The following is a 21,983-nucleotide window of genomic DNA, read 5'->3' as shown; positions in this document are numbered from 1 at the left end:
CTCACTCGACCTCGTAGTGCCAGTGGGTGAGCGAGCGATACTTTTCCCGACCCCATTCGTCGAGCAAGAACCAACAGAGGACGACCATGTAGAGGACCGTCACGACCAGCATCTTGGCGACGTGGACGACTTCATCGTGAGTCATGCCGGTCGTCCCTCCGGTGTGCTCGGGACGCGTGTCAGGTTGAGTATCCACCTCGCTCCACAGATGCAGTCGATGAGTCTCCGTTCAGCCTGCAGGTCTCGGCCACACGAAGGGCAGGCAACGGTCACGCTGACTCACCCAGCTTAACCAGTGACTCAATGCCGACGAGTGCCAGTGAGAGGACGGACAGAGCGAGGACTGCTGCACCTAAGAGTACACCTACGCCGAACAGCGGGTCACTATCACTTGTCACTGACAGGTAAATTCCAGCGTGACACGCGACCGTCGCCACGAATGCGTACGCTCTGATGAATCGGTTCATTGGCTTCCTCCGTCCGGGTCGAGTCGGTCTCGAAGTCGTCGTCGGAGTCGAGTGATTGTCAGGTCCCCATCGACGATTTCGGCTCCACACTCGCCACAGTATTTCTCTACAACGAATACTGAGTGGTCTGAGTCGGACGAACACTGACGTCGCGGTGTCCAGAGTGTCCGTCCAACAATGACCCCAATCCCGATGAATAGGATAGCTCCTACTACTGCGCTCATGCTTCTTCACCTCGGGCAGTCAGAATTATTTGCGCGTACAGCCTATCTATCTCGCGCTCGATGCGTTCTTTCTCGTCCACTAACCGCTGGAACTCGGTGAGCTTGCGTTTAATGTAATCGTCCCTCGACTGGTTGCAGTCGGGGCATTCGTACTCGCCATGCGTCTCGATTAGGAACGCGCCACAGGTCTCGCATCTCTCGTGCGAGACGGTACCTGTGGACGGTGTTTCTTCCATACTAAAGTATGGAGATATTATACTATAGCCGTTCGCCCCGACCGGCGAGAAGTCACCCTACTACGTAGTAGTAGGGTGGGTGCTCACAGCGTAGAATTATTGCAGACTGAATAACGCCGCCGTCTGTCGATTTAGCCTTGTTTCACCCGGAAAGGGGTTATTCACTGTGAATAATTGAGTAGCCGATTGACGCGTGACTGGCTGACACCTGCGAATTCGGCGATTTCGGATTGGGAGTAATCGAGTTCCGAGCAGGCCCGAATGAGGTCGTCTCGGTCTTGCTCCAAGGACTCGATTTTCTCCATACGCTCGGCGACCTCGCGGAGGTCCTTCACGACCCCTTTGGTCTCCCAAAGCTCACGAAACTGCTGCGGGTTCTCCATCAACTCAGTGACTCGGTCGAGACCATCCCATTTCCACGAGATGAACAAGTCGTCAGAGTCGTAATCGTACCGCTCATCAGTGCTGTAGTTGGATAGTTCGAGGAGCTTATCGTTGAGGTCATCCTCGCTCGACTCACCGTAGAAGACTGCCGTATCTTGGTCTGGCTTGTCGATGAACACCACGCTGTCGAGTTTACGGATGTCTGTTCCGATGTCCATTGCCCGGTGGGAGACGATGATTGGTACGATTTTCATCTTACGCAGCCGCCGGAGGAACGGGACGAAATTCTGGAGGTTATGCGCGTTTCCTGCTTTCGACGAGAAGAACGACGACGCCTCATCGAGCACGAGCACGATGTGACCCGGGTTCTCCAGTCGGTAGTCGAGTAGGTCGTTCGGTGACCCCACGAAATCGAGTTCATCGTTCATCTCGACAGCGGAGAGGCTATTCGTGATAGCGCGGACGGGGATGTTGTCGCGTCGGCAGAGACGGGATTTGTACTTAGCGAGCGTGTACGCTAAGTACGACTTCCCTCCTCCTTGACCACCTGTGAAGACGAAGATACGGAACTCATCTCCGTGGATAAGGTTCTCCAGTGTCAGAGCGTCTTGGAACGGGACGTCACTATCATCTCCGCCGACCAACCCGATTGCGTGTTTGACGACAGCCAGATTCCCACTCTGGACGGCCCTACTGAGGCACTCACCCACTTCTGGACGAACGACGTTCACGTAGTGTTCGGTATTATGGTAAGAGACCGCGGGTTTCCCAGTCTCGTAGTGTGGTTTCGAGCCCGGCTCGTAGTGCCGACGATACGATTCCAGATACCGGATGGTGTCAGGTGTGAGGAGACCTGCTTCTTCGAGTGCTGGCAGCTTCTGCCGAGCTAAATCCTCTCGCAGACGCGAGAAGGCGTAGTTATCCAGATTACTCATCTACACCACCCCCCTTCCATTCCTCGGGGACCCCACCGTCGATAGCTTCATCAGCAACTTCCTCGGAGAGGTTCTCACGGTCAGGTTCGGAAGTACCGTCGTCGCTGTCCTTGTTGTCAGGTGTCTCCAACGAGTCGGTGAGCTTCTCGACATCCTCAACGACGCTCCCACGAACGACCTCCGAGTGCTTCGCGACCCGGTCCAGCTTATCGTCCGACATCGCCTTCCAGTACCGTGACTCGATAGCCTGTGAGATTGCGGGGAGCTTCGCGTACAACTGCTGGCCCGCCTGCGCCCACTCGCGCAGTTGCCCCCGGTTAGCTGCGATAGCTTCCTGCGAGGTGGCGACCTCGACGTCAGTCTTCTCACCCATCCATGGTCCGACGACCTCGACACCGTCGACATCGTCGCCGTAGTCGATTTCTCGGACGATAGGGTAGCCGCCAATCTTGTTCCAGTAGATTTTCCCCTCGGTGACGGTCAACTGGGTCTCCCACATCGATTTCGGGATTTTGTGCTTCTCAGCAATCAGTTGCTTATCAATCGTCCCGTCGTCGTTCTTGATGTCCTCTATGTCCGAGACGGGGCGTGCAGCGTCGATTTCTCGGGGATACACCCAGTCAGGGTCGTGCAGCTTATTTGCGAGGTAACTCCCCGCGAACAGCGGCAGCGGCCACCCGATTGACGTCACGATAATCGCGACCTGACCCCAGCGCGGGATGTCGTTCCAGTCAGGGATTGGTAAGTTCAGGAGAACGACCGCTAATACGGTGAGAACCCCGAGCGCAAGTACTGAGAGGAGGAATTTGTACTCCCCGATTAGGTAAACGACTCGGTCAAGATTCGACTCGAAGTGGACTGTTTCAGTCATTTCGCCACCCCCGGGGACTTGGGCTTGTTCTTCTTCCGACGGAACATGAAGAGCGTCGTCACCACCATGAGTGGAATCGGGAGTAGGAACCCGAGGACGACGTCGTACGACCGGTACGGTTTGGGAACAATGTCTGCTTTTTCGTTGAATTTAATGTCATCAATGTATCCGCCAGCAGACACCCACACTTTCTCCTTTCCACCGAATTCCATCGTCTTGACCTGCACGACGTTGTATCCGCTATGTAGCGTCTGAGACGGCACTTTGACTGCACCATCCCCATGCTCAATGGCAACCGGGTCAGTAATACTCACCATCGTAGGGTTCGACGATTTAATGATGAGAGTCGATGTCTCCCCGTTCCCCTCCGCCGCAATGACCTTGATAGGGCCGATTTCCTTGTTTTTGATGTCCCACGAGTTACTGAGTTCCCCCTCGGCGACATGGCCGTCTTTGATTGCCTTCTTCGCGGTTTTGTAGTCTGACGGCTTCTCGCTCGTCGTATTGTTCGTGGAAGTTGACGGCGTCGGAGTTGCCGGACCATCAGATTGCGATAGCTGGGTCTTCAGCCACTCAGACACTATGCCGCGCTGTTTCTTGGTAAGGTCCGTGTTGCCGCCCGCGAGGTACCAGTCGTAAATTGACTTCGCCTCGGGCAGCTTGACGTCCTTATCGCTCTTAGCGTACGCTACGACGGTGTCTACGCTCCAGTCCGCCCCAGACGTGAGTTCGGAGGTCAGCCAGTCGCGGACCTGCTTGGACTCGGCGACATCGAACTCTCCCGAGTGGCTGTTAAACCACGAGAGAAGCTCCTGCGCTCTCGATTTAGTGATGTCCCTACCCTGCGAAGCCCATGTCACTATCTCTTCCTTCGTGACGTTCGTCTTATCAGGGGTCGTAGTCGTTGTCTCGTTCCCTGCTGGTGTCGTGGTCGTTTCATTGCCTGCTCCGGCGACTGGAGTGATAACAGACGACGAAATGAGCAGCACGCAACCGACCACCAGCAACATCTGGCGAGTCACATTCATTTAGTATTCACATTATAACTACGCAAAATTTAGACAGTATAGACGTTGCCCCGAAAAACAGGAACAGAGGGAGTTACGGCAGGTAGAGTTCGATGCCGTCCTTGACGAGGATGAGGACGACAAGGCCCCCGACAATCAGTCCGATGACCCAAATCGGGTTGTCACCCATGAAGTCGAAAAGTCCCTGAACGAGTTGTTTACCCGCGACCGTGTCTTGGTCGACCGTCACGAGCACCTTCTTCATGTCGTCGTTCTGCTCCTTGATGTTCGTGTAGCTCGTGTCCTTATACGTGAACTGCTCAGGCGTCGTGGAGTTCATCGACTCTCCCGTCTTCGTGTTGTTGATGGTCTTGATGGCGAACGGCCCGTCAAGCGTCTTCACACGCGTCTTATCAGCACTCGATTGTGCCGCGAAGTACACTGGCTTCGTCATGTTCGAGGCGTTGTACGTGTAGTTCGCCTTCCAGACGTTGGTACCGTTCTCGTTCGTCGGAGGAGTTGCCCGGGTGAACAGCATTCCCTCGTACGTCGACCCGTTATACGTGATTTTCATCGCGGCAGTTGTGTTCGTCTCATACCCCCGCATCGCCGCGTATGCGACTGTAGACGAGTAGTGGCCGGACGTCGAGTACGAGCCCGTGCTCTGTCGCGCGAGGTCAACCGGGCTCAGGAGGCGCGAGCCGTCGATGTCAGAGGCCGAGACATTCGCGTAGACGGAGTCGACCGTCGCCGCGATATTGTCGCTGACGTAAGTATGGGACTCGTTGATTGCGCTGTAGTGCGAACGCCATTCCTTCCCGTCGTAGACCTCCTGCTTCGTGTTGTAATCCTGTGGGGGCTGAGCAACTAGGCGGAGGGTCTGTTCTCCTTCACTGTTGTACGTACAGTTCGATGTGACGTTATCGATGTACCCTTCATCGTAGGTATTCGTGAAATTTCCCTGATAACACGTCTGGTCACTCGTAGTGGTAGTCTGTATGACGGTCGCGTTCACGACCTTCACCTTGGTCACGTTGACTACAGTACCGTTTTCTAGGGTCGTTGTCCCGTTGGTGAACGTCACGCTATCATAGGACTTGAGGTACGCTCCATACGTATCTGGGTCCTGTATAGAGACGCTGATGTTGTACGTGATGTTCTCGTTCTGTTTGACGGCGTACATCGACCGAATGCGCTCAACGTTGGCGGATTGGATTTTGACGCTGTTGTGCTCCATGCGAGAGTAGTAGTCAGCAACGCGAATCCGGGCGTCACGAATCGACTCAGTCTTCGTTGAGTGATTATCCAGAGACTGAGCCGCCCGAGTCCGGGCTTCGCTCATCGCGATGAATCGCGAATCCTGTACGTAGTTATACCGGGAGGCGAGTTGGTTATTCTCACTGGCGTTGATGCCTGCTGCTTTTGAATGAAGCACTTGCTGCGCCTCGGACTCGGCGAGACCACTCACGTCCGAGTCTTCGAGCAGGTCTCCTGCGACACAATGAGCAAACTGCAACGCCTCAATTTCAATGGAAGCAACGACTTGGACGAAATTATTCTGCGAATCCATGAACTTGCAGTCATCAGCATCCTTAGTCCCCGCTGCAGTTACCGTCCCAACCCCGTAGATGAGAGCCGGGGCAACCGCTGTAGATACGACTAAGAGCACCGCAAGCATTGTGGCGACCCGTTCAATTCTTGATGTCATTCGAATACTGAACGCAGGGTATGACCCCGTTAGACCCGACCTTGTCGGGCGTTCAGTGGTTAGTTGGTTTGCGAGCTATGCGGTTAGTCGTCGAACAGGGTGATGACCTCGAAGATGTCGAGGACCACCAGAAGCCCGAGAAGGCCGGCGATTCCGATAATCACGTCGACGAGCGAGAGGCTGCCAACGACTGTGTCGTTGACGTCTCCACCACTACCTGCGGAGTCGTACATGAGGCCGGCATCCTGCACCGTAGCGTCGCCTTCATACACGAGTTTGTAGTGGTCGTAGGTGTCGTCGACGTTCACCGTCGCGAGCACCGCGCTGGAGCTACTGGCCGACTTTGACGTCGTGCCAATCTGCGTCCAGTTCCCATCAGTCGTGTTGTTAGTCCCGTAGACCGTGAGGTCCACCGAGCCACTACCCGACGCGAGTTCGACGAAGGCATCGTCAGCAATCTTCGTGTCGGAGTTGTCGACAATTTTCGAGCCCGGAGCGTTCAGCGGGTAGGCGTCCTCACTGTCGATGACCCCGTCACCGTCGCTGTCAGGGTCGACAGTGATGGTGATGTTCGCCGTGTCGGTCGCCCCGTGCGAGTCAGTCACTCGGAGCGTGACGTTGTACGTGCCCGAGGATGCAAACGATGTAGACGTCACTTCGCCAGTCGCATCGTACGTGCCGTCATCGTCGAAGTCCCACTCGTACGAGAGCGCGTCACCATCAGGGTCAGTCGAGTCACTAGCGTTGAGTTCGACTGTATCGTTGACAGCTACCTGCGTGTCAGCACCCGCAGCGAAAGGAGCACTGTTGCTTTGGACGAGTTTGATGGATTCAATGTCCGTGGTGCCGTTGACTGCCGTGTTACCTCCGTCATCGATAGCGATAGCGATGCTGGAGTCGGACGACGCTGATACGTCAAGCGTAAACGTACCAGTTGTAGAGACGGACTTGTTAGTGATTTTAGTCCCGTATACTCCGTCATAGACAACGATGTTGGCACTGTCATCGATACCGCTAATGTTGACTTCAACGGTCTCCACCGGCTCACTCGTGGTGAGGTTGCTGGTGGTGTAGCTCTCTCCGTCAGCAATCTGGACCGTGCCGTTCGTGATGGTCGAGTTCGCGCCGAGCGAGGTCTGATTATCGCTGAAATCAGTCGACGTGTCAAGCGTGAACACGACGAGCGTATGCGCGGCGACCGTCGACACGAGTAGTATCGCGACGAGCATGAGCACGCCACCAGTGCGACCAACGCTTGACGTGAGATTACGCCGGTTCATGGCTGATACCCCGCGATGAAGGCGAATCCAACGATTGTTACGAAGTGGAGGAACCACCCGAGTGCGAGCGACCCAGTCACGATGGTACCGAGTGCCGGGACAAGCCCGGTCAGACCAACAATACCGAACGTGGTGTACGCGACGTACGACTGCACGTCGCTGAAGTCGGAGAAGTCGCGGTCGTTAAGCGCATACCCACCGACAAGCATCCCGAGACCGACGAAGGGCGCAAGTGTAATCGACTGTCCGCCAGCCGTGGACAGTGTCGCGCCGAGGTCGAATCCCGACAGACTGAAACTGCCGATTCCGAACGTCTCAACCCCTGCGATGAAGAAAATCATCCCGAGCAGAGGCGTGAGCGCTTCCCGGAAGTTGTAGTTTGTGCTTACCATTCTTGCGTTAATACTACGCAAAAAAGGATGACTATAGTCGTTGTGCAGGGTCAGTCTCGGGGAAGTGGGTCAGCAAACTCGTCGTAGCCGCGACCATACTTAGGATAGACCCGTTTAAGGGCGTTTATCGTCTTAACACGGCCATTTGCATCGGTCCACGGCCACCACTCTCCAACATCGGATTCTTGGGGGTTGTAGGGCATATTACAGTATCTCAGACCGACTGCTAAGGTCTTGGGCGGCTGTAGAATCCGGGAATCGAGGGAGCAGCCCCCGACCCTAGAAGCAATGAAGCGTAAGTGGGACGCGAGTACAGCACGCGCCCCAGTGGAATTCAAGCAAACGGACGAGGGTATCTTGTTAGCGAGCGATGCACCGCGAGTGACAGGCAGGTTTTGTTTCGATGAGCCTGCGCTGTAAGTATCGTTCAATCGACTGCTTAACCGTTGGGTCGGTTCGGGCAAGCGGTCGGATTGGTAAGGAGGGCAACTGGCCGCGACCGGGTGGGTCGGATAGATGTTTCTGGTTGAGTGAGTGAATCTGAAAAGGGGAGTTAGTCGAACTGGACGTCGACGTCTGCCGCGATGAACCACTTCTTCGCCCGTTTCTCGTGGGAGAGGTACCCGAGGTCGACCATCGACCACATCGTGCGTTCACGCGTCATGTTGTCGACGTCGTCATCGTCGAGATGAGCCCGGACGTCGTCAGACGTGATGTAGTCTCGGTTAGCCTCTGAGATGGCCTGCAGCGTGGCGTTCCAGACCTTGTCCCGACCAGTTAGTGCTGTGCTCATTTGAACTCGACGTAGATTCCGACAGTTCCCTTGGGGATGTAGGGCTCTCCCTTCGTGGGTTTGATGTCGGTGAAGGTTTCCCCGTTCTCCCAATCCTTGACCCGCTGCCGGTATTCCTCGTCGATTTCGTTGACTATGTCATCATACGTCTTGATGAAGGTCTCAGTGCTAGCGTCAATCCGTCCTGCGACAAACTGGATGGCGTCGACGACGTCGTCAACGTCATCTGGGTCAGCGTAGACTGACACCCACGCTGGGGGGTAGCCGACTGCCCCTACCGGGTCGCGGGATGCTCCGTTCTGGATTGCTGCTTCAAGCGCTTCTTCCGCAATTTCTTCAGTCGTAATCTGTGCGTCTCCGTCGTTCGCGTCGGTTGCTTCCGTCATGGCTTCATCATATGTGTTGTTGCTGGTAGCATATATACTTTCACCCGATTAGTATGTGTATAATACAGTAGAAAGAGCCGAAACGGAACTTAGACTGGGCTACCCGAGGTCTCCAGTATACACATCCCACCCCTCATCCCGAAGTTCATCTTCTACTTGACTGATGCTGCCAACATCAACTGCCCACGCGTCGGCATCTGCCTTCCACTCCCGGTGAGTGTCATCCCAGTCAAGGTCCTTGATGTCGTCCTTGGCCTCAAACGGTGAGTCGAGCAAGACCTTCCCACCATACTCGTCAACGACCTGCCCTGCGATGATGTCTGAACCCTTCTGACGTCCTTCAGAGTAGCGTTTGAACCCACTCACAAACGAATCTACACGCTGTTCCGTGGCTATGTAGTCGTCGTCGAACGGACCGTCTTCTGGGGGCTGGATTCGAGCCCCCAATCCCCCGCTCCGGTTGGAGATACTCAGCGTGGCTTCCTCCGACTCTGACCTGATACGCAGACCATCGTCGAGACCTCCAGCATGGATGTCCGACTCCACTCGGTCGTCCTGTCCAGTTGCCAGTCGGACGATTGACTCAGCAGGATAACCGTCATCAAACTCGTACTGTGACCCACCGGCCACGATGGAGAACCCACCATCAGCTTCGGTCACAATCCCGACCGGCTGCGTGTCCCCGTCGAGTGTCTCTGCATCGACCACGTACTGGGATTTCACCGGGTTCCCGTCGCCCCCACGCACACTCACTTCCGATTTGGTAAGGTTGAGGTCAGCGAGTACTTCAGCGAGGTCTTGGTGTTCATCAGGAAGTTCAGCAAACTCGTTCTTGACTTCTTCCGTCGAGCCGTCCCCACCAGATGACTGGCCAGTCACAATCTCTGCATCAGACCCCGTCCCGGAAACTCTTCCTAGGTAGTGCCACCCGTCATCGTCGACCAGCCATGAGTAGGGTCCGTGAGGACAACCGCTACAGTAGTCCCCACACAACTGGGGCTTCGTAACGATGGAGCCACCGCCGTGTCCGTTCGAGCGTGCGTCCGAACGCACCGCGTCCCGAGTTTCATCTGAGATACTGTACGAGTCAAGGTCGTCTTGGATTTCGTCGACAGACCGGTCAGGGTCCATCGATTCTTTCTCTTCTGCCATACTGGTAAGAAAATTGTGAGAAATACTGCTTAGGCGTTGGGTGCATCGAGCATGACGACCGCTGGAGTTCACACAAATATATCTACCCGATTGTTCAAGCTGCACATCTGCAGTCTGGTGCTACTACCCTGATAGCGACGTTGCTAAGCACAAATGGGCATCTGAGTATCAGAACTGCAGCAGAAACGAGGGGGGTTCGGCGAGCGGAAAGCGGGGTGGCCGTCAAGCCTCCCGGTCCCACCAAATTGAGTTCCCAAGAGGGTGGTGAGTCGAGTGAGACCTCGAACCCGAGTCCTCGTCCTCGTCCTCGTCGTCTTCGACCGCTCGCTCGTCGTCCGGGTCCGAGCCCGACTTCACGAGCGCGTCGATGCGAGCGTCCACGTCGTCTGGGCGGCCGTGATACATCAGCAGACCTCCCGGGGCGTCTCAACCGGGACGCCGGCCGAGTAGTACACTCCGTCCTGCTCCAGCCATCCGTTACTCACGAGCGCCTCAAGCTGCTCTTCAACGTCAGACTCAGACTCTCGTGGAAGTTCCATCGCGACATCGGACGCTCTGAACGACCCGTGGAAGCGCAGTAGGTCGACTGCCGTCGCGAGGTTTTCTGAGCGGACCTCGTGGGTCATCGTGAACCACCAAACCGAACCTTTGTGGATTCAGTACGCAGGTCGTTGTCTGTACGAACACCTGCAGTCTCACCACATGCGAAATGGGCCACATACCGAAGTTCCCCGTTATTGAGACGACTGAACGTCTTCTTCTCGATTTCAAGTTCGACGCTATCAATAGTCAGCGTCTCAGTCGTATCGTATTCACCGGGGTCTTCGCCGAAGCACGCCCCGAGACGGGCTTCGAACGTCTGCCCATAGTCGTGCTCGTCGACATCTATCCAGCCGGACGACTGCCGCTTGATTTCGTCGACCGTCTGCCAGTCGTGGTACCCATCTTTGAGCTTCTCGGGGTCGGCTGGCTCGCCGTTCAGTTGGGACTGTGTCATCGCTCCCCCTCCCGGATGATGTCTTCGACAAACCGCTCTGTCCGTGGGCCAGCGACGTACCCGTCACCGTCACGCGTCAACCAGCCCTCGTCCTCCATCCCCCGGAGTTCCCGCTGAACTGTACGTCGATGTGCAGGGACTGCTTCGACGACGTCACAGGTCTGGATGTAATCTCGACCAATGACCATCCAGATAGCCTCAGAGCGGGTGATACTACTCTTCGTCATCGCTCGTCACCTCGTTCAGGTGCGTCTGCCGTGCACCCATACGACCAGTCAGCGTACGCCCAGACCTGCTGACCCAGAGCGTGGAAGTCGTGGTCCCTCCACTCGCGGCCACTATGGAACGCCATGTTGACGTCCAGAGACATCAGACATCCACCTCCCAATCACAGTCGTTGCACCGGCACGTCGAGCCCGTCTCCACATCGGATGACCCGCATTCGGGGCAAGCCTGACCACCAGTGACCCGGACGCTCTGAAACAGGCTCATTGTCCATCACCGTAGACCGTATCAAAGCCCTGTTCGTGAACGTAGGCACCCTCTCCTGCTCCGTGACAAATCCGGCCACCGCCACGAATAGTCCCAGTCGTGAACTCATCGTAGACATCACCACACACGGGGCAGATGTCCGTATCTGCTACGTCAGATGATGTAGATGACTGCGCCATTAGTAGAACACCTCGTGCTCGACGAAGTACCAATTAGCACGGCCAGTCTGCTCGACCGACAATGCCCCCATTTCGACCGCGTCGTTCAGAACCTGACGCGCGGCCCAGTCGTTGACGTCGAAATTGGCCTGACGTTTGAGGTCCCACACTGTCACCGCTTCGTGCGCCTGCAGGTGTTCCCGCAGGGCTTCCCACGCGATTTCCGTCTGCGTCTTGTTCGTCGTCGATACCTTCCCGCCGTCAGTTTGGGTTTGTCCCATCATGACTGTGTCATATATGTCATCCCCCTACCCCAAAGGTAAATTCCCAATAGTTTAAGTATGCAAATAACATTTAGATAAATCGAGAGGGTAGATAGAGTTCTCTCGTGACGACGTTGCGTTCAGAAGGAACCGGGCCGAGTCGAGGGTGAGAAAAAGGTGAACTGCAGGTCGGTCAGGCTTCCCGCTCCCACCACACTACGTTCGACAGCGGGTGGGCATGATGAGTGTGAGACCGCCCAGATTGCTCCGTGCTTGATTTTGTCGACGAAGACGGTGACGAGTGCCACCCAGACTCGACAAGGCGGTCGATGGCTTGGAGAGTCGCTTCGTCAGTCATTCCGAGTCACCCGTGTTCGAGAGGTCCACGAGAGAGGACTGGATGTTCAGTTGGTCGTCCACACTAAGCTGTTCGTCCGACATCACGACCGCGACACCCGGTTCGATGCCGACGATGGTTACAGCGTCTCCTGAGCCGAGTCCTGCTTCTTCGGCTTGGTCGGCAGGGATTGTCACAACCGCACTGTCGTAGTCGCCTTCCGTACGTATTTTCGACATTGGTTTTCTCTCCAGAGTTTGACTTAGTCTTACTCTGACACTACTATGGCATTTGATAGTTTATATGCGTATGGTAGAAGCAGTACATCAATGATTCAACAAAGTAGAAAAAAGAGAGAACTCAGACATCGCCGACGGTCATCTCGTCGTAGGCGTCGCGGGCGATGTCGTACATTTCTCCGAGTCGCTCGTCGCCCTCGTCAACGAGGTACAGCTTCTCGGCGACCGTCAACAGTGCCCGGTACGGGGGCTTCCCGGCCACCCCGTACTCGTCGCGGGCCGTCAGGCACAGTTTCAAGAACTGGCCATCGGTGAGGTGGTCGAACGCATCTGACCCGGCGTCTCCACAGTTAATGTATCCCTCGACGACTGCGAGTAGCTTGAGACCTCGCCCCCCAACATCGTGACGGAAACAGTACCATGTACCGTCATCCGAGATGTCGCAGTTGTCGTTGTTCGAAGACCCGTGAGCCGGATGTGGGCCACGGATACGGTGACCCTTATCGTCCCAGTCCGAGCCGCCGACCCCGTTGAGCTTGGCCGGGTGAAGGTTGTAGTAAGGGCTATACTCGGAGTTAGACGAAGTGCCCTCCTCATGGTTCAGCATCTCGTCGACCACGTCGTCGACGGTTCTCTCGGGTTCCTCGTAGTCGACGTAGGTATCTACGATGTCATCGATGACCTGCTGGTTCTCCGCGACCTCCGTAGGCGTGCACTCGACGTGCTGGCCAGTCATCGCGACCACTCGGCCGTGGTCGTAGACCTCGACCTTCGGGATTTCATCTCCGACGAACGGCTCATCGTCTATCTTCTCGACGACCTTGCCGAGACCGTCTGGTAAGGTTCCGACCACAAACACGTGGATGCCCTCACCGGATTGGGAAATCTCAGCGTAGGACCCTGCCTGTTCGATGATTCCGAGGGCGACGGGGTGCACTTTTCCCGTTTCGGGGTCTCGGACGTCGTCAAGGTCAATCAGGGAGACGTCGTTCTCTCCCGGTTCATGGGGGAGCAGGTAGCCAAGACGGAGGTCCCGTGATGCGTCCTCCGGCCAGTCGATGTTCGTGCCCTCATACGGCTCCAGCCAGTGCTGTGCCGTCCCGAAGTCCACGTTCGGGCGCTCATCTGCTTCGAGTTGCGCGCCCCACTTGACTGGGTACGCATGGCCCTGCCACGGTGCCCGGGGTTGCTTGCTCCCCATCCAGCAAATCCACTGCTTGGTCTGCTTCATCAGGGACGGATAGACCACTGTATCCGTCTCGGTGGACTCGTCTAGGTTGATGTCGACGGGCTCGATGGGGTCGACCATTTCCTCGACTTCGTCGAGTGCATCGATAGCGTTCAACGTGAACGCGTAGTGACTCTCGCTCTTCTCCTGCAGGAGACCGTTGTATACCGCGGATTCGACGAGACCTCCAGCCGCCATCCCACTGAGGTCTTCGTGCGTGGCTTCGAGCGCGTCGCACAGTTCCATGTACTCTGGGGGTCGGATGCCGTCGACACGAGTCTTCAGGTCGTCTCGGACACTGTCCCAGTCGACATCCTCGACGTTCATGCCGACTCACCCCCGATGCGACCGACCATGTACGGGACGTATCCGGTAGCCCAGTCGAACGCGTGGTCCATGATGACCAGCCGTTCCTTCGCCCGAGTGAGGGCGACGTACCAAGTCCGGTCCTCGTTCGCTCGGGTTGCTGGAGACGATTGCATTCCCTGCTTGATGCGCTCGGTGACGCCATCGTAGACGACGACGGTGTCAGCCTCGTATCCCTTACTGGCGTGTATCGTGAGAACCTGCACGTCGATGTCGCCCGGCTTGATAGGTTCGTCGTAGTGTTCTCCGGCCCGTTGGATTGCGACTCGGTCATCGTCTTCGACACCAACGAGGTCGCGTGCAGCAACAGGACCGTGAGTGTATACCCCCCACCATTTGGGTTCAACGACCGACGCGATGGTTTCCGCAGTGACGGACGACATACCCTTCAGACGACCTGCGTGCTTCAACAACTCATCCCCAGAGATACCCGCGTGTTGGGCAGAGGAGTGTTTGAGCAGTTCGTAGGCTTCCTCACCTGTGATGTCGACATCAGGGTCAGAGAGGTCGTAGTCGCCCGTCCACGACGTCTCACCCGTGACCTCGATTCCACTGAACTTGGTCAGGGAATTGAACAAGTGGCGACGTTTATCGTTCCGCGCCCAGCCGCCCGCTCCCCCCTGACCTGTGTAGACGACCCCGCCGTGTCGGAGGGCAGCCGCAACACCTTCGGCCATCATCCGCGTCCGTGCCAAGAACAGCACTGACCCGTCTGCGTCGCGCGAGAGGTTGGCTGGCGAACGCGAGTCGTCGACCGGCACATCCCACGTGTCCGAATCTTCGTCATACTCGAACGTGGCAGATTCATGGCGCGAAATCACACCCTCACCGCTGATTTCGATAGAGGGTGACGAGTGCGTCCGTTCGAGTACGGACGTCGCTGCATCCCAGTGGTCGACCGGTACGCGATACGACCGGGGGAGGGTAACCGACGGCAAGTTAATGCGCTCGAAATACCGTGGCGACGACCCTTCGTGCGAATTAACAACCTGACGCGGGTCACCTGCGACCACCGCAATGTCCGCATTTCGGAGCCATTTACGGAGAACGTCATCCATCAACGGGTACACGTCGTGATACTCGTCGGCGACGACGACGGACGGGGACGTTGACTCACCCGGGAGTTCATCAGTCTCCAACGCCGCCTGCAACATCTGATGGTAGTCGTACAGCTTATTCTCGGTCTTGTACGACTCCCATTTCTCCCGAATCTCCATCAGATGTGGATGGTTCGGCCACTCCCTACTCAGGGAGTCATACGCAGGGGACTCGTACGCCTGTGAGAGAGGTTTCTGATTGTGGACCAGCCACTGGAGCACATCCGACGCCGCCTTGCCGGGAGAGCGCGTGTCACCGTCGTACGGTACGTTGTAGGTGGTAAGGTAGAAGTCCCAGAGGTCAGACCCTGTGGCCACCGTTCCTTTTAGAGAGTCTCCGGCAACCCGGTTGGCGGTAGCGTGGCAGGTCGAAATCCACTTCGTCCGACCCGACCGGGGGTTCTCGACCTCATACTCGGTGATGACATCCCACTCGGAGAGTCGTTCGAGAGTGTCCTCAGCGAGGGAGCGACGGTAAGTGACCCAGACCACGTCGTCAAGGTCGACACCGTGTTCCTCGACCAGTCGCGCGACGCGGGCTGCACACGTCGTCGTCTTCCCGGTTCCGGGTGGGCCTTCGATTTTCACGCTTTCGTCGACGTCTGGACCGACGAGGTCGACTTCGTCAAGGGCAACGTCAGTCATTCACCGTCACCCCCGATGAGCGCGTCGTCAGAGTCATCAGCTTCGTCCCCCGGGTCGATGACCTCAGAGGGAGTTGCCCAGTCTGCGTCAATGCGCCACCAAGTAGCGTTCGCCACGTCGTCGTACGAAGTACGACGAACACCTCCTCGGCGGACTCCCATCGACTTGAGTTCCGCAGAGAGGGCACGAGGTTCGATGGCAGCGTTGTCGCAGATGCGCTTGATAACGGTATTCGTGACCTCAACCACGTCAGCATCAGCGCTCTCAATGAATGCTACGTCCTGCTGAAGGGCCTTGACTTCATCTGAGAGAGCCGGTTGCATCTCAATCCGCGACTTCAGTTCCTCGGCGGCGGCCGTACGTGGGCCAGTGTCGACCTGCTCAGTCTTGTTGACCATAACCCACGACTTGACCCACTTCCCGTACTGGTCAACCCGTGCGTCGGCCGCGAACACTCCTGCGCGGTCGAACAGGACCTCCTTCATCAGGTGCTCCTGTTTCCATTCCTTCTTCGTCTCGATGACGTCACCCGTGTCGAAGTGCCACTGATACCGTGCGTCCTCGTGACTGTCCGTGGACCGGAGAACAACGAGTTCATCGACGTGTTCTCGGAGGAACTCGTCGACTGGGACTCGGTTAATGTCGTCGTCGGCCTCGTCGTCGGTCCCGAGTTCTTGCTCGACGTGCGAGTAGATTTCGTTTATTTGAGACTTATTGACCCCGAGAGAATCGGACAATCGGTTCTTCCACTTGTCCTTTGTCATCAGGATTCCCTCAGAGGATTCGACCTCAACCATGAGGCGAACGAAGTCTTCCGCGAGTTCTGACTGCCTGTCCGGGTCATCCGTCTTTTCGATGCCCGGGGCGATTTTCATACCCCAGACAGTCGTGAGGTCCGAACTCTCCGAAACCTCTATACCGTCGTACTCCGTAACTTTAGTTGGATTTTGCCCATCCATTTTCCTAGTCCTCCGAGCCCTCGCTATCTGCGTCGTAACCGTAGAAACGCAAGTGGTCTCCGCAGTCCTCGATAAGGACGTGCTTCGAACCGTTCAGTGCATCATCGTGCATATCTGCTGGAATCGATACTTGCCGTTTTCGCCCCGATACCGTCCGCTTTTCGGCGCGGTTCGGCCGGGAGGTGTTTTGGTCTCGGACCATACTTGCATATATGGTTAACTCAGGGTCGGGGCATAAGCGTTGCCCAGCATTGTACCATGAGCAACATCACCTATTCAGTAGCGTAGAGAAGTAGTGATTCAGTGCTTCAGTGAATTACCGAGAGTCTATCCACAATACCTCGTTCGGGGTCAGGGTTGCTATTGTCACCGGTTCACATGATTTCCGCTCCAGTATATCTAGGGGTATTTACCACCCCCCGGGTGTCAGAGAATATTCGATTATATTTCGAACTTCCTCGCACACCCCCGGGGTGGTAGAAACCCCTAGAATATATGCAACCGCTAATGACGAGTACCGTTGGAACCAATCGTCGGAAGCTTTAGGATGCTTCAAAGGGGTTACACAGATATGACAGTACGGGACGATGCGTGGCACGCGGTTCTCGTCGCGCTGTCGAACCTCGACGACGACGAGCCACTACGTCTTGCTGACCTCGGGTTCTCTGATGAACGAAAACATACGGTGCGGCGGACGATGAACGAGATGGAATCGAAGGGTTGGCTCCAGCGGCCGAACAATCGAAGTGGAGACTGGTACCCGGGACCGATGTTCAACACGATTTGTGGGTAGATGGTAAGGTGGTTCGGCCCCGGGTCAACCGGCTCCCACGCTCGCACGTAGAGTCCACTTCACGCTGCTCTCGATTCTGACGGCGACCACGCTCGACGAGAGACATCGAACACGCTCGTATGGGTCATCCGTCCCACGCTCGGAGAAATTTGGTCTCAGCGGAAACTGAGGGGTGGTGATTCACTGCTTCATCACATTAATACATCAACAGGATGTGGCTCCAGACAGTGGGTGACCGGGCTAACCCCACTCAGGTAATATGAGGTCAGTCCCAGCCTCAGCACTCAATCGGCAATAGCGGGGCTGAGGGGATTGAATTCTAACGCTCCGATGAAAATCGGTGGAAGGTCAACGCCCGAATGTTAAACGGGCGTTTAACGCCGTTGATTAGATGACGCGGTTCTGGAGGTAGTCGAGGTGCTTGGCGTTGTAGACGATCTGGACCTCGTCGGTCGCCGCGCTGCCGATACAGGTGAGGCGAACGTTCTTCTCCTCGACCTCCTCGTCGCTGAGGATTTGCTGCATGTCCATGTCGATTTCGCCATCCGTGACGATGGCCGCGCAGTTCGCGCAGGCGCCGGCGCGGCACGAGAAGGGCCAGTCGTAGCCCTGGGCCTCGGCGGCCTCGAGGATGTACTCGCCCTCGCCCACGTCGAGCGTGCCGTAGTCCTCGTCGCCGAGGTCGGCGTCGGCGGCCTGCTCGAAGAGGTCGTCGTCGTCCATGTCCCAGCCCTGGTCGTCCAGCACTTCGTAGTTGAGGTATTCTACGGTTGGCATCACGTCGTGGTTCGTCCGCGGGAAGGTTAGTAGTTATTGTTTCCAGTCCGTTTTGCCCGGCGTCGAGCGTCGAACCTACTGATAAATCGGGAAAAATCAGGCGGTGGTCTACCGATAGAGCGGAAAGAACTCGAACAGGAGGAACGACGCGAGCGCCGAGATGGTCGGGGTGAGAATCCAGAGCATGATGACCCGACCGGTCGCCGCCGGGTCGAACAGGTCGGCGGTCTGGAGTTGGGAGGGGTCGTCCTCGCCGATTCGCCGGACCTCCTCTTCGGGTTCGGCGGTGAGCGCGTTGACCGACATCTTCGACTCGCCGTCGCCGGAGTCACCGTCTGCGCCGCTCTCGCCGTCGCCGCGGACCGCGGCGGCCGCGGCGTCCCGGACCCGCACGGCGCGGGTCGCCCGACCCCAGCCGAGGCCGATGATGCACATCGTCGCGCTCACTGCCAGACTCGCCGGGATTCCCAGGACCGAGAGGAACGTGATGAGCGACGCCGACACCACTTCCACGATGAGCGCCGCCAGCAGGGGCAGGTCGGTGAGGTCGTTGCCCACCGTGTCGAGGGTGCGCCGCGCGATGGTGAACGCCCCGAGCGCGATGGCGCCGGCCGCCAGCAGGATGCCCTGGTCCATCCCGATCGCGTCGCTCCCGATGAGCGGCGCGACGGCGTTGGCGACGTTGCTCGCGCCCGCCGAGAACGCCATGTAACAGCCGATGGCGACCACGAGGACGCTGCTAACCAGTTCGCGCCGCGTGGTGTTGGTTCCGATGGTCGGGTACGGAAGCGACCCGACGCGGTTGTACTCCAGCAGCGGGCCTTCGGACTGGTCGACGCGGAACCACACGTCCAGGTACGGGTAGAGGTACCGACCGATGACCGCGCAGACCCAGAAGGCGACGATGGGCGCGACCAGCCACCACGAGACGATGCGGCCCATCACGCCCCAGTCGATGTCGCCCGCGGCGACGCCGAGGCCGGCGATGGCGCCGACGGCGGTCATCGACGTGGAGGCCGGCACGCCGAAGAGGTTCGAGACGAGTAGCGCCAGCCCCACGAAGAACAGTACGCCGACGCTCGCGGGGAGCGTGAACAGGGTCGAGGAGACGATGTCGCCGCCCATCGTGGCGACGACGTTCCGACCGACCGTCCAGCCGCCCAACAGTGCGAACCCGGCCATCAGCACCGCCGCGCCGAGTTTCCCGACGACGCGACTGCCGACCGCCGGGCCGAACGCGACGCCCGTCGAGGAACCGCCGATGTTGAACCCGACGAAGACCGCGACCGCGAGACCGACGAGGAGGAGTAGACTTGGCACGTTCGATACAACGTACGAAATCCGTTTAAATGGTGGCGGTTCGCCGACCGCGTAACCGGACGTCACGTGCTAGTTTTCTGTAGAATCGTTCATCAGGGAATCGGTGCGTACCGGAAGACGAGGGACGCGGTCACCGTCGCTGCGGCGGGTACGAAGTTCGGGCGGAGGTTGACGCCAGCGGCTCCGGTCGAACGACTCGACCGCCGGTCGGCAAAATGCACGGACGAGGAAAGGATTATCCCGCCGGAATGAGTGTTCATAGCCATGAAAGTCCTCGTCACGGACCCCATCGCCGACGCAGGGTTAGAACGCATCAGGGAGGCGGGCCACGACGTCGAAACAGCCTACGACGTCGAGGGAGACGCGCTCCTCTCGGCCGTCTCGGACGCCAACGCGCTCGTCGTCCGGTCGGGCACCGAGGTGACCGCCGACGTCTTCGAGGCCGCGCCGGACCTCGTCATCGTGGGTCGGGCGGGCATCGGCGTCGACAACATCGACATCGACGCCGCGACCGAACACGGCGTCATCGTCGCCAACGCGCCCGAAGGCAACGTCCGGGCGGCCGCCGAACACACCGTCGCCATGGCGTTCGCCGCGGCGCGGTCCATCCCGCAGGCCCACACGCGACTCAAGAACGGTGAGTGGGCGAAGGGCGACTATCTCGGCACCGAGGTCAACGGCAAGACCCTCGGCGTCGTCGGACTCGGCCGCGTCGGCCAGGAGGTCGCGAAGAAGCTCGATTCGCTCGGCATGGAACTCGTGGCCTACGACCCCTACATCAGCGAGGACCGGGCCGACCAGCTCGGTGCGGAACTGGTCGACCTCGACGAGTGTCTCGACCGCGCCGACTTCCTGACGGTCCACACCCCGCTCACGCCCGAGACGGAGGACCTCATCAGCGAGGCGGAACTCGCCCAACTGGAGGGCGGCTACGTGGTCAACTGTGCCCGCGGCGGCGTCGTCGACGAGGCGGCGCTCGCCGAGGCCGTCGAAGACGGCGTCCTCGCGGGCGCGGCGGTCGACGTCTTCGCCGACGAACCCGTCTCGGAGGACAACCCGCTGCTCTCGGTCGAGGACGTGGTCGTGACGCCCCACCTCGGCGCGAGCACTTCGGCGGCCCAGGAGAACGTCGCCACCAGCACCGCCGACCAGGTGGTCGCGGCGTTCGAGGAACAGCCGGTCATCAACGCGCTGAACGCGCCCTCCATCGACGAGAGCGCGTTCCCCCGCGTCGAGCCGTACATCGGCCTCGCGGAAACTGCCGGCAAGATTGCCACCCAACTGCTCGACGAGCGCATCGAGTCCATCGAGATCCACTACGAGGGCGACATCGCCGAGGAGGACGTCGAACTCGTCACCGCCAGCGCCCAGAAGGGCGTCTTCCGGCCCCTGGAGTGGCAGGTCAACGCGGTCAACGCCCCGCAGATAGCCGAGGACCGCGGCGTCGAGGTTACCGAGTCCAAGACCCGCCAGACCGAGGACTTCCAGAGCCTCGTGCGCGTCACCGTCCAGAGCGACGACGATTCGGTGAGCGTCGAGGGTACTCTGTTCGCGGGCGACGACCCGCGCATCGTCCGCATCGACGACTACCGGGTCGACGCCATCCCGCACGGCCACATGCTGGTCGCGCGCAACAAGGACGCTCCGGGCGTCATCGGCTTCATCGGCACGGTGCTGGGCGACCACGAGGTCAACATCGCGGGGATGTTCAACGCCCGCGAAACCATCGGCGGCGAGGCGCTGACCGTCTACACGCTCGACGAGCAGGTGCCCGACGACGCCAAGGCGGCCCTGGAGAGCGACGAGCGCATCATCGGCGTCCAGTACATCGAACTTAACGGCGCGGAGTAGGCGGTTCGGCCGACGTCTCGCTTCTTCTCGAACACGCAGACTGGTAGTCGACCGGCGGATTGACTCGATCTCAATAGCTCCGCGGCCGGTTCGGTCGTCTCGGGATCACGAACTGCTCGTCGCCCCTCGCCCGACCGAGGCTCTCGAACGCCGTCAGAAGGTCGTTCGCCGTTTCTACCGCTTTCGCACAGCGCACCTCCAAATCGGGAGGACCCGAAGGTAAACTTGATAGTGCTATACTAAATTTCCTTTTCGGTCGATACGGACGTGCATGGACACTCCAAATTCGGCAAGACCGGTACTGCGGTGATTTCTGTTCGGTGTGAACCGTTGCCGACTCCACGACGATATCTGGAATCGGATGCAGTAGCCCTAGTCGCGGTCGGCAGAAAGCTAGCCTTAATCGACTTTTACTCGTTCTCGACCGTCCACCGTCGACGGTACTGTCCAGTCAGCGCCTAGGCTCAATCTGCATCCATCCGTTTACTTTGAACATCGAATACTCATCGCCAAGAGAAGAGGCGATACCGAGTCTGTACCTCCGACTCTCGGCCAGCCCTTAACGAGTTCAAATCGTGAGTCGTACACTGGGCCTTTGTAATTTCCTTAACCGGCGTAGGGGTAAG

The 21,983-nt window shown here is 58.1% G+C and carries 26 protein-coding genes; 2 read left to right on the top strand and 24 right to left on the bottom strand.

Annotated elements, in window-relative coordinates; translation table 11 throughout:
- Window position 1: 1 nt before the first annotated feature.
- The 22 genes from NGM07_RS11355 to NGM07_RS11250 all read right to left on the bottom strand — a co-directional run bounded on the left by NGM07_RS11355 (window position 2) and on the right by NGM07_RS11250 (window position 16,616).
- On the bottom strand, window positions 2-145 hold the full coding sequence (locus NGM07_RS11355; RefSeq protein WP_253511384.1) for a hypothetical protein: 144 nt from the start codon (window positions 143-145) through the stop codon (window positions 2-4).
- Window positions 146-269: 124 nt separating this feature from the next.
- Window positions 270-467: a hypothetical protein gene (locus tag NGM07_RS11350; RefSeq protein ID WP_253511382.1), complete on the bottom strand. Its 198-nt coding sequence runs from the start codon at window positions 465-467 to the stop codon at window positions 270-272.
- A gap of 220 nt (window positions 468-687) precedes the next feature.
- Window positions 688-927, bottom strand: coding sequence for a hypothetical protein (locus NGM07_RS11345; protein ID WP_253511380.1), 240 nt, complete (start codon window positions 925-927; stop codon window positions 688-690).
- A gap of 161 nt (window positions 928-1,088) precedes the next feature.
- On the bottom strand, window positions 1,089-2,246 hold the full coding sequence (locus NGM07_RS11340) for a hypothetical protein (protein ID WP_253511377.1): 1,158 nt from the start codon (window positions 2,244-2,246) through the stop codon (window positions 1,089-1,091).
- Window positions 2,239-3,117 (bottom strand): hypothetical protein, encoded by an 879-nt coding sequence (locus tag NGM07_RS11335; protein ID WP_253511374.1) that lies wholly within the window; start codon window positions 3,115-3,117, stop codon window positions 2,239-2,241. The genes NGM07_RS11340 and NGM07_RS11335 overlap by 8 nt, the downstream gene beginning before the upstream one ends.
- On the bottom strand, window positions 3,114-4,106 hold the full coding sequence (locus NGM07_RS11330) for a DUF8063 family protein (RefSeq protein WP_253511371.1): 993 nt from the start codon (window positions 4,104-4,106) through the stop codon (window positions 3,114-3,116). The genes NGM07_RS11335 and NGM07_RS11330 overlap by 4 nt, the downstream gene beginning before the upstream one ends.
- Before the next feature lie 112 nt (window positions 4,107-4,218).
- Window positions 4,219-5,832 carry an Env/VP5 family phage fusion protein gene (locus NGM07_RS11325; RefSeq protein ID WP_253511368.1) on the bottom strand — a complete coding sequence of 538 codons (1,614 nt, stop codon included), beginning with the start codon at window positions 5,830-5,832 and terminating at the stop codon, window positions 4,219-4,221.
- A gap of 83 nt (window positions 5,833-5,915) precedes the next feature.
- Window positions 5,916-7,061, bottom strand: a complete 1,146-nt coding sequence (locus NGM07_RS11320) for a PKD domain-containing protein (RefSeq protein WP_253520188.1) — start codon at window positions 7,059-7,061, stop codon at window positions 5,916-5,918.
- A gap of 47 nt (window positions 7,062-7,108) precedes the next feature.
- A complete protein-coding gene (locus NGM07_RS11315) occupies window positions 7,109-7,504 on the bottom strand; it encodes a DUF8023 family protein (RefSeq protein WP_253511365.1) in 396 nt (131 codons plus the stop codon).
- A 50-nt stretch (window positions 7,505-7,554) separates the two neighbouring features.
- A complete protein-coding gene (locus NGM07_RS11310) occupies window positions 7,555-7,707 on the bottom strand; it encodes a hypothetical protein (RefSeq protein ID WP_253511362.1) in 153 nt (50 codons plus the stop codon).
- Window positions 7,708-8,057: 350 nt separating this feature from the next.
- Window positions 8,058-8,297, bottom strand: coding sequence for a hypothetical protein (locus NGM07_RS11305; RefSeq protein ID WP_253511359.1), 240 nt, complete (start codon window positions 8,295-8,297; stop codon window positions 8,058-8,060).
- Window positions 8,294-8,683: a hypothetical protein gene (locus NGM07_RS11300; protein WP_253511356.1), complete on the bottom strand. Its 390-nt coding sequence runs from the start codon at window positions 8,681-8,683 to the stop codon at window positions 8,294-8,296. Before NGM07_RS11300 ends, NGM07_RS11305 begins: the two co-directional genes overlap by 4 nt.
- A 99-nt stretch (window positions 8,684-8,782) precedes the next feature.
- Window positions 8,783-9,835: a hypothetical protein gene (locus NGM07_RS11295; protein WP_253511353.1), complete on the bottom strand. Its 1,053-nt coding sequence runs from the start codon at window positions 9,833-9,835 to the stop codon at window positions 8,783-8,785.
- A gap of 222 nt (window positions 9,836-10,057) precedes the next feature.
- A complete protein-coding gene (locus NGM07_RS11290; RefSeq protein WP_253511350.1) occupies window positions 10,058-10,240 on the bottom strand; it encodes a hypothetical protein in 183 nt (60 codons plus the stop codon).
- Complete coding sequence (locus NGM07_RS11285) at window positions 10,240-10,461, bottom strand: hypothetical protein (RefSeq protein ID WP_253511347.1); 222 nt, start codon at window positions 10,459-10,461, stop codon at window positions 10,240-10,242. The genes NGM07_RS11290 and NGM07_RS11285 overlap by 1 nt, the downstream gene beginning before the upstream one ends.
- On the bottom strand, window positions 10,458-10,832 hold the full coding sequence (locus NGM07_RS11280) for a hypothetical protein (protein ID WP_253511344.1): 375 nt from the start codon (window positions 10,830-10,832) through the stop codon (window positions 10,458-10,460). Before NGM07_RS11280 ends, NGM07_RS11285 begins: the two co-directional genes overlap by 4 nt.
- Entirely contained in the window at window positions 10,829-11,059 is a 231-nt protein-coding gene (locus NGM07_RS11275; protein ID WP_253511341.1) for a hypothetical protein, read from the bottom strand. The genes NGM07_RS11280 and NGM07_RS11275 overlap by 4 nt, the downstream gene beginning before the upstream one ends.
- Before the next feature lie 443 nt (window positions 11,060-11,502).
- Window positions 11,503-11,766 (bottom strand): hypothetical protein, encoded by a 264-nt coding sequence (locus tag NGM07_RS11270; protein WP_253511338.1) that lies wholly within the window; start codon window positions 11,764-11,766, stop codon window positions 11,503-11,505.
- A gap of 333 nt (window positions 11,767-12,099) precedes the next feature.
- Window positions 12,100-12,321 (bottom strand): AbrB/MazE/SpoVT family DNA-binding domain-containing protein, encoded by a 222-nt coding sequence (locus NGM07_RS11265; protein ID WP_253511335.1) that lies wholly within the window; start codon window positions 12,319-12,321, stop codon window positions 12,100-12,102.
- Window positions 12,322-12,442: 121 nt separating this feature from the next.
- Complete coding sequence (locus tag NGM07_RS11260) at window positions 12,443-13,876, bottom strand: hypothetical protein (RefSeq protein ID WP_253511332.1); 1,434 nt, start codon at window positions 13,874-13,876, stop codon at window positions 12,443-12,445.
- Entirely contained in the window at window positions 13,873-15,657 is a 1,785-nt protein-coding gene (locus NGM07_RS11255; RefSeq protein WP_253511329.1) for a UvrD-helicase domain-containing protein, read from the bottom strand. The genes NGM07_RS11260 and NGM07_RS11255 overlap by 4 nt, the downstream gene beginning before the upstream one ends.
- Complete coding sequence (locus NGM07_RS11250; RefSeq protein WP_253511326.1) at window positions 15,654-16,616, bottom strand: hypothetical protein; 963 nt, start codon at window positions 16,614-16,616, stop codon at window positions 15,654-15,656. Before NGM07_RS11250 ends, NGM07_RS11255 begins: the two co-directional genes overlap by 4 nt.
- 571 nt (window positions 16,617-17,187) lie before the next feature.
- On the opposite strand from NGM07_RS11250, the gene NGM07_RS11245 reads away from it, so the two are divergent.
- On the top strand, window positions 17,188-17,409 hold the full coding sequence (locus NGM07_RS11245; RefSeq protein WP_253511324.1) for a hypothetical protein: 222 nt from the start codon (window positions 17,188-17,190) through the stop codon (window positions 17,407-17,409).
- Between the two features lie 387 nt (window positions 17,410-17,796).
- On the opposite strand, the gene fer is transcribed toward NGM07_RS11245, so the two are convergent.
- Window positions 17,797-18,186: a ferredoxin Fer gene (gene fer, locus NGM07_RS11240; RefSeq protein ID WP_253511321.1), complete on the bottom strand. Its 390-nt coding sequence runs from the start codon at window positions 18,184-18,186 to the stop codon at window positions 17,797-17,799.
- 108 nt (window positions 18,187-18,294) lie between these two features.
- Window positions 18,295-19,506 carry an inorganic phosphate transporter gene (locus tag NGM07_RS11235; protein ID WP_253511318.1) on the bottom strand — a complete coding sequence of 404 codons (1,212 nt, stop codon included), beginning with the start codon at window positions 19,504-19,506 and terminating at the stop codon, window positions 18,295-18,297.
- Between the two features lie 264 nt (window positions 19,507-19,770).
- Between NGM07_RS11235 and serA the strand changes: the two genes are divergently transcribed.
- Window positions 19,771-21,357, top strand: coding sequence for a phosphoglycerate dehydrogenase (serA, locus tag NGM07_RS11230; protein ID WP_253511315.1), 1,587 nt, complete (start codon window positions 19,771-19,773; stop codon window positions 21,355-21,357).
- The last annotated feature ends 626 nt before the right edge of the window (window positions 21,358-21,983 follow it).

This window comes from Halorussus vallis (genome assembly GCF_024138165.1).
GTDB lineage: Archaea > Halobacteriota > Halobacteria > Halobacteriales > Haladaptataceae > Halorussus > Halorussus vallis.
This window is presented reverse-complemented; position numbering and strand designations above follow the sequence as displayed.

Bases quoted from the DNA above. Each gene is read 5' to 3' on its own strand.
- NGM07_RS11355 (WP_253511384.1), bottom strand. From the start codon at position 145: ATGACTCACGATGAAGTCGTCCACGTCGCCAAGATGCTGGTCGTGACG.
- NGM07_RS11350 (WP_253511382.1), bottom strand. From the start codon at position 467: ATGAACCGATTCATCAGAGCGTACGCATTCGTGGCGACGGTCGCGTGT.
- NGM07_RS11345 (WP_253511380.1), bottom strand. From the start codon at position 927: ATGGAAGAAACACCGTCCACAGGTACCGTCTCGCACGAGAGATGCGAG.
- NGM07_RS11340 (WP_253511377.1), bottom strand. From the start codon at position 2,246: ATGAGTAATCTGGATAACTACGCCTTCTCGCGTCTGCGAGAGGATTTA.
- NGM07_RS11335 (WP_253511374.1), bottom strand. From the start codon at position 3,117: ATGACTGAAACAGTCCACTTCGAGTCGAATCTTGACCGAGTCGTTTAC.
- NGM07_RS11325 (WP_253511368.1), bottom strand. From the start codon at position 5,832: ATGACATCAAGAATTGAACGGGTCGCCACAATGCTTGCGGTGCTCTTA.
- NGM07_RS11320 (WP_253520188.1), bottom strand. From the start codon at position 7,061: ATGCTCGTCGCGATACTACTCGTGTCGACGGTCGCCGCGCATACGCTC.
- NGM07_RS11315 (WP_253511365.1), bottom strand. From the start codon at position 7,504: ATGGTAAGCACAAACTACAACTTCCGGGAAGCGCTCACGCCTCTGCTC.
- NGM07_RS11310 (WP_253511362.1), bottom strand. From the start codon at position 7,707: ATGCCCTACAACCCCCAAGAATCCGATGTTGGAGAGTGGTGGCCGTGG.
- NGM07_RS11305 (WP_253511359.1), bottom strand. From the start codon at position 8,297: ATGAGCACAGCACTAACTGGTCGGGACAAGGTCTGGAACGCCACGCTG.
- NGM07_RS11300 (WP_253511356.1), bottom strand. From the start codon at position 8,683: ATGACGGAAGCAACCGACGCGAACGACGGAGACGCACAGATTACGACT.
- NGM07_RS11295 (WP_253511353.1), bottom strand. From the start codon at position 9,835: ATGGCAGAAGAGAAAGAATCGATGGACCCTGACCGGTCTGTCGACGAA.
- NGM07_RS11290 (WP_253511350.1), bottom strand. From the start codon at position 10,240: ATGTATCACGGCCGCCCAGACGACGTGGACGCTCGCATCGACGCGCTC.
- NGM07_RS11285 (WP_253511347.1), bottom strand. From the start codon at position 10,461: ATGACCCACGAGGTCCGCTCAGAAAACCTCGCGACGGCAGTCGACCTA.
- NGM07_RS11280 (WP_253511344.1), bottom strand. From the start codon at position 10,832: ATGACACAGTCCCAACTGAACGGCGAGCCAGCCGACCCCGAGAAGCTC.
- NGM07_RS11275 (WP_253511341.1), bottom strand. From the start codon at position 11,059: ATGACGAAGAGTAGTATCACCCGCTCTGAGGCTATCTGGATGGTCATT.
- NGM07_RS11270 (WP_253511338.1), bottom strand. From the start codon at position 11,766: ATGATGGGACAAACCCAAACTGACGGCGGGAAGGTATCGACGACGAAC.
- NGM07_RS11265 (WP_253511335.1), bottom strand. From the start codon at position 12,321: ATGTCGAAAATACGTACGGAAGGCGACTACGACAGTGCGGTTGTGACA.
- NGM07_RS11260 (WP_253511332.1), bottom strand. From the start codon at position 13,876: ATGAACGTCGAGGATGTCGACTGGGACAGTGTCCGAGACGACCTGAAG.
- NGM07_RS11255 (WP_253511329.1), bottom strand. From the start codon at position 15,657: ATGACTGACGTTGCCCTTGACGAAGTCGACCTCGTCGGTCCAGACGTC.
- NGM07_RS11250 (WP_253511326.1), bottom strand. From the start codon at position 16,616: ATGGATGGGCAAAATCCAACTAAAGTTACGGAGTACGACGGTATAGAG.
- NGM07_RS11245 (WP_253511324.1), top strand. From the start codon at position 17,188: ATGACAGTACGGGACGATGCGTGGCACGCGGTTCTCGTCGCGCTGTCG.
- fer (WP_253511321.1), bottom strand. From the start codon at position 18,186: ATGCCAACCGTAGAATACCTCAACTACGAAGTGCTGGACGACCAGGGC.
- serA (WP_253511315.1), top strand. From the start codon at position 19,771: ATGAAAGTCCTCGTCACGGACCCCATCGCCGACGCAGGGTTAGAACGC.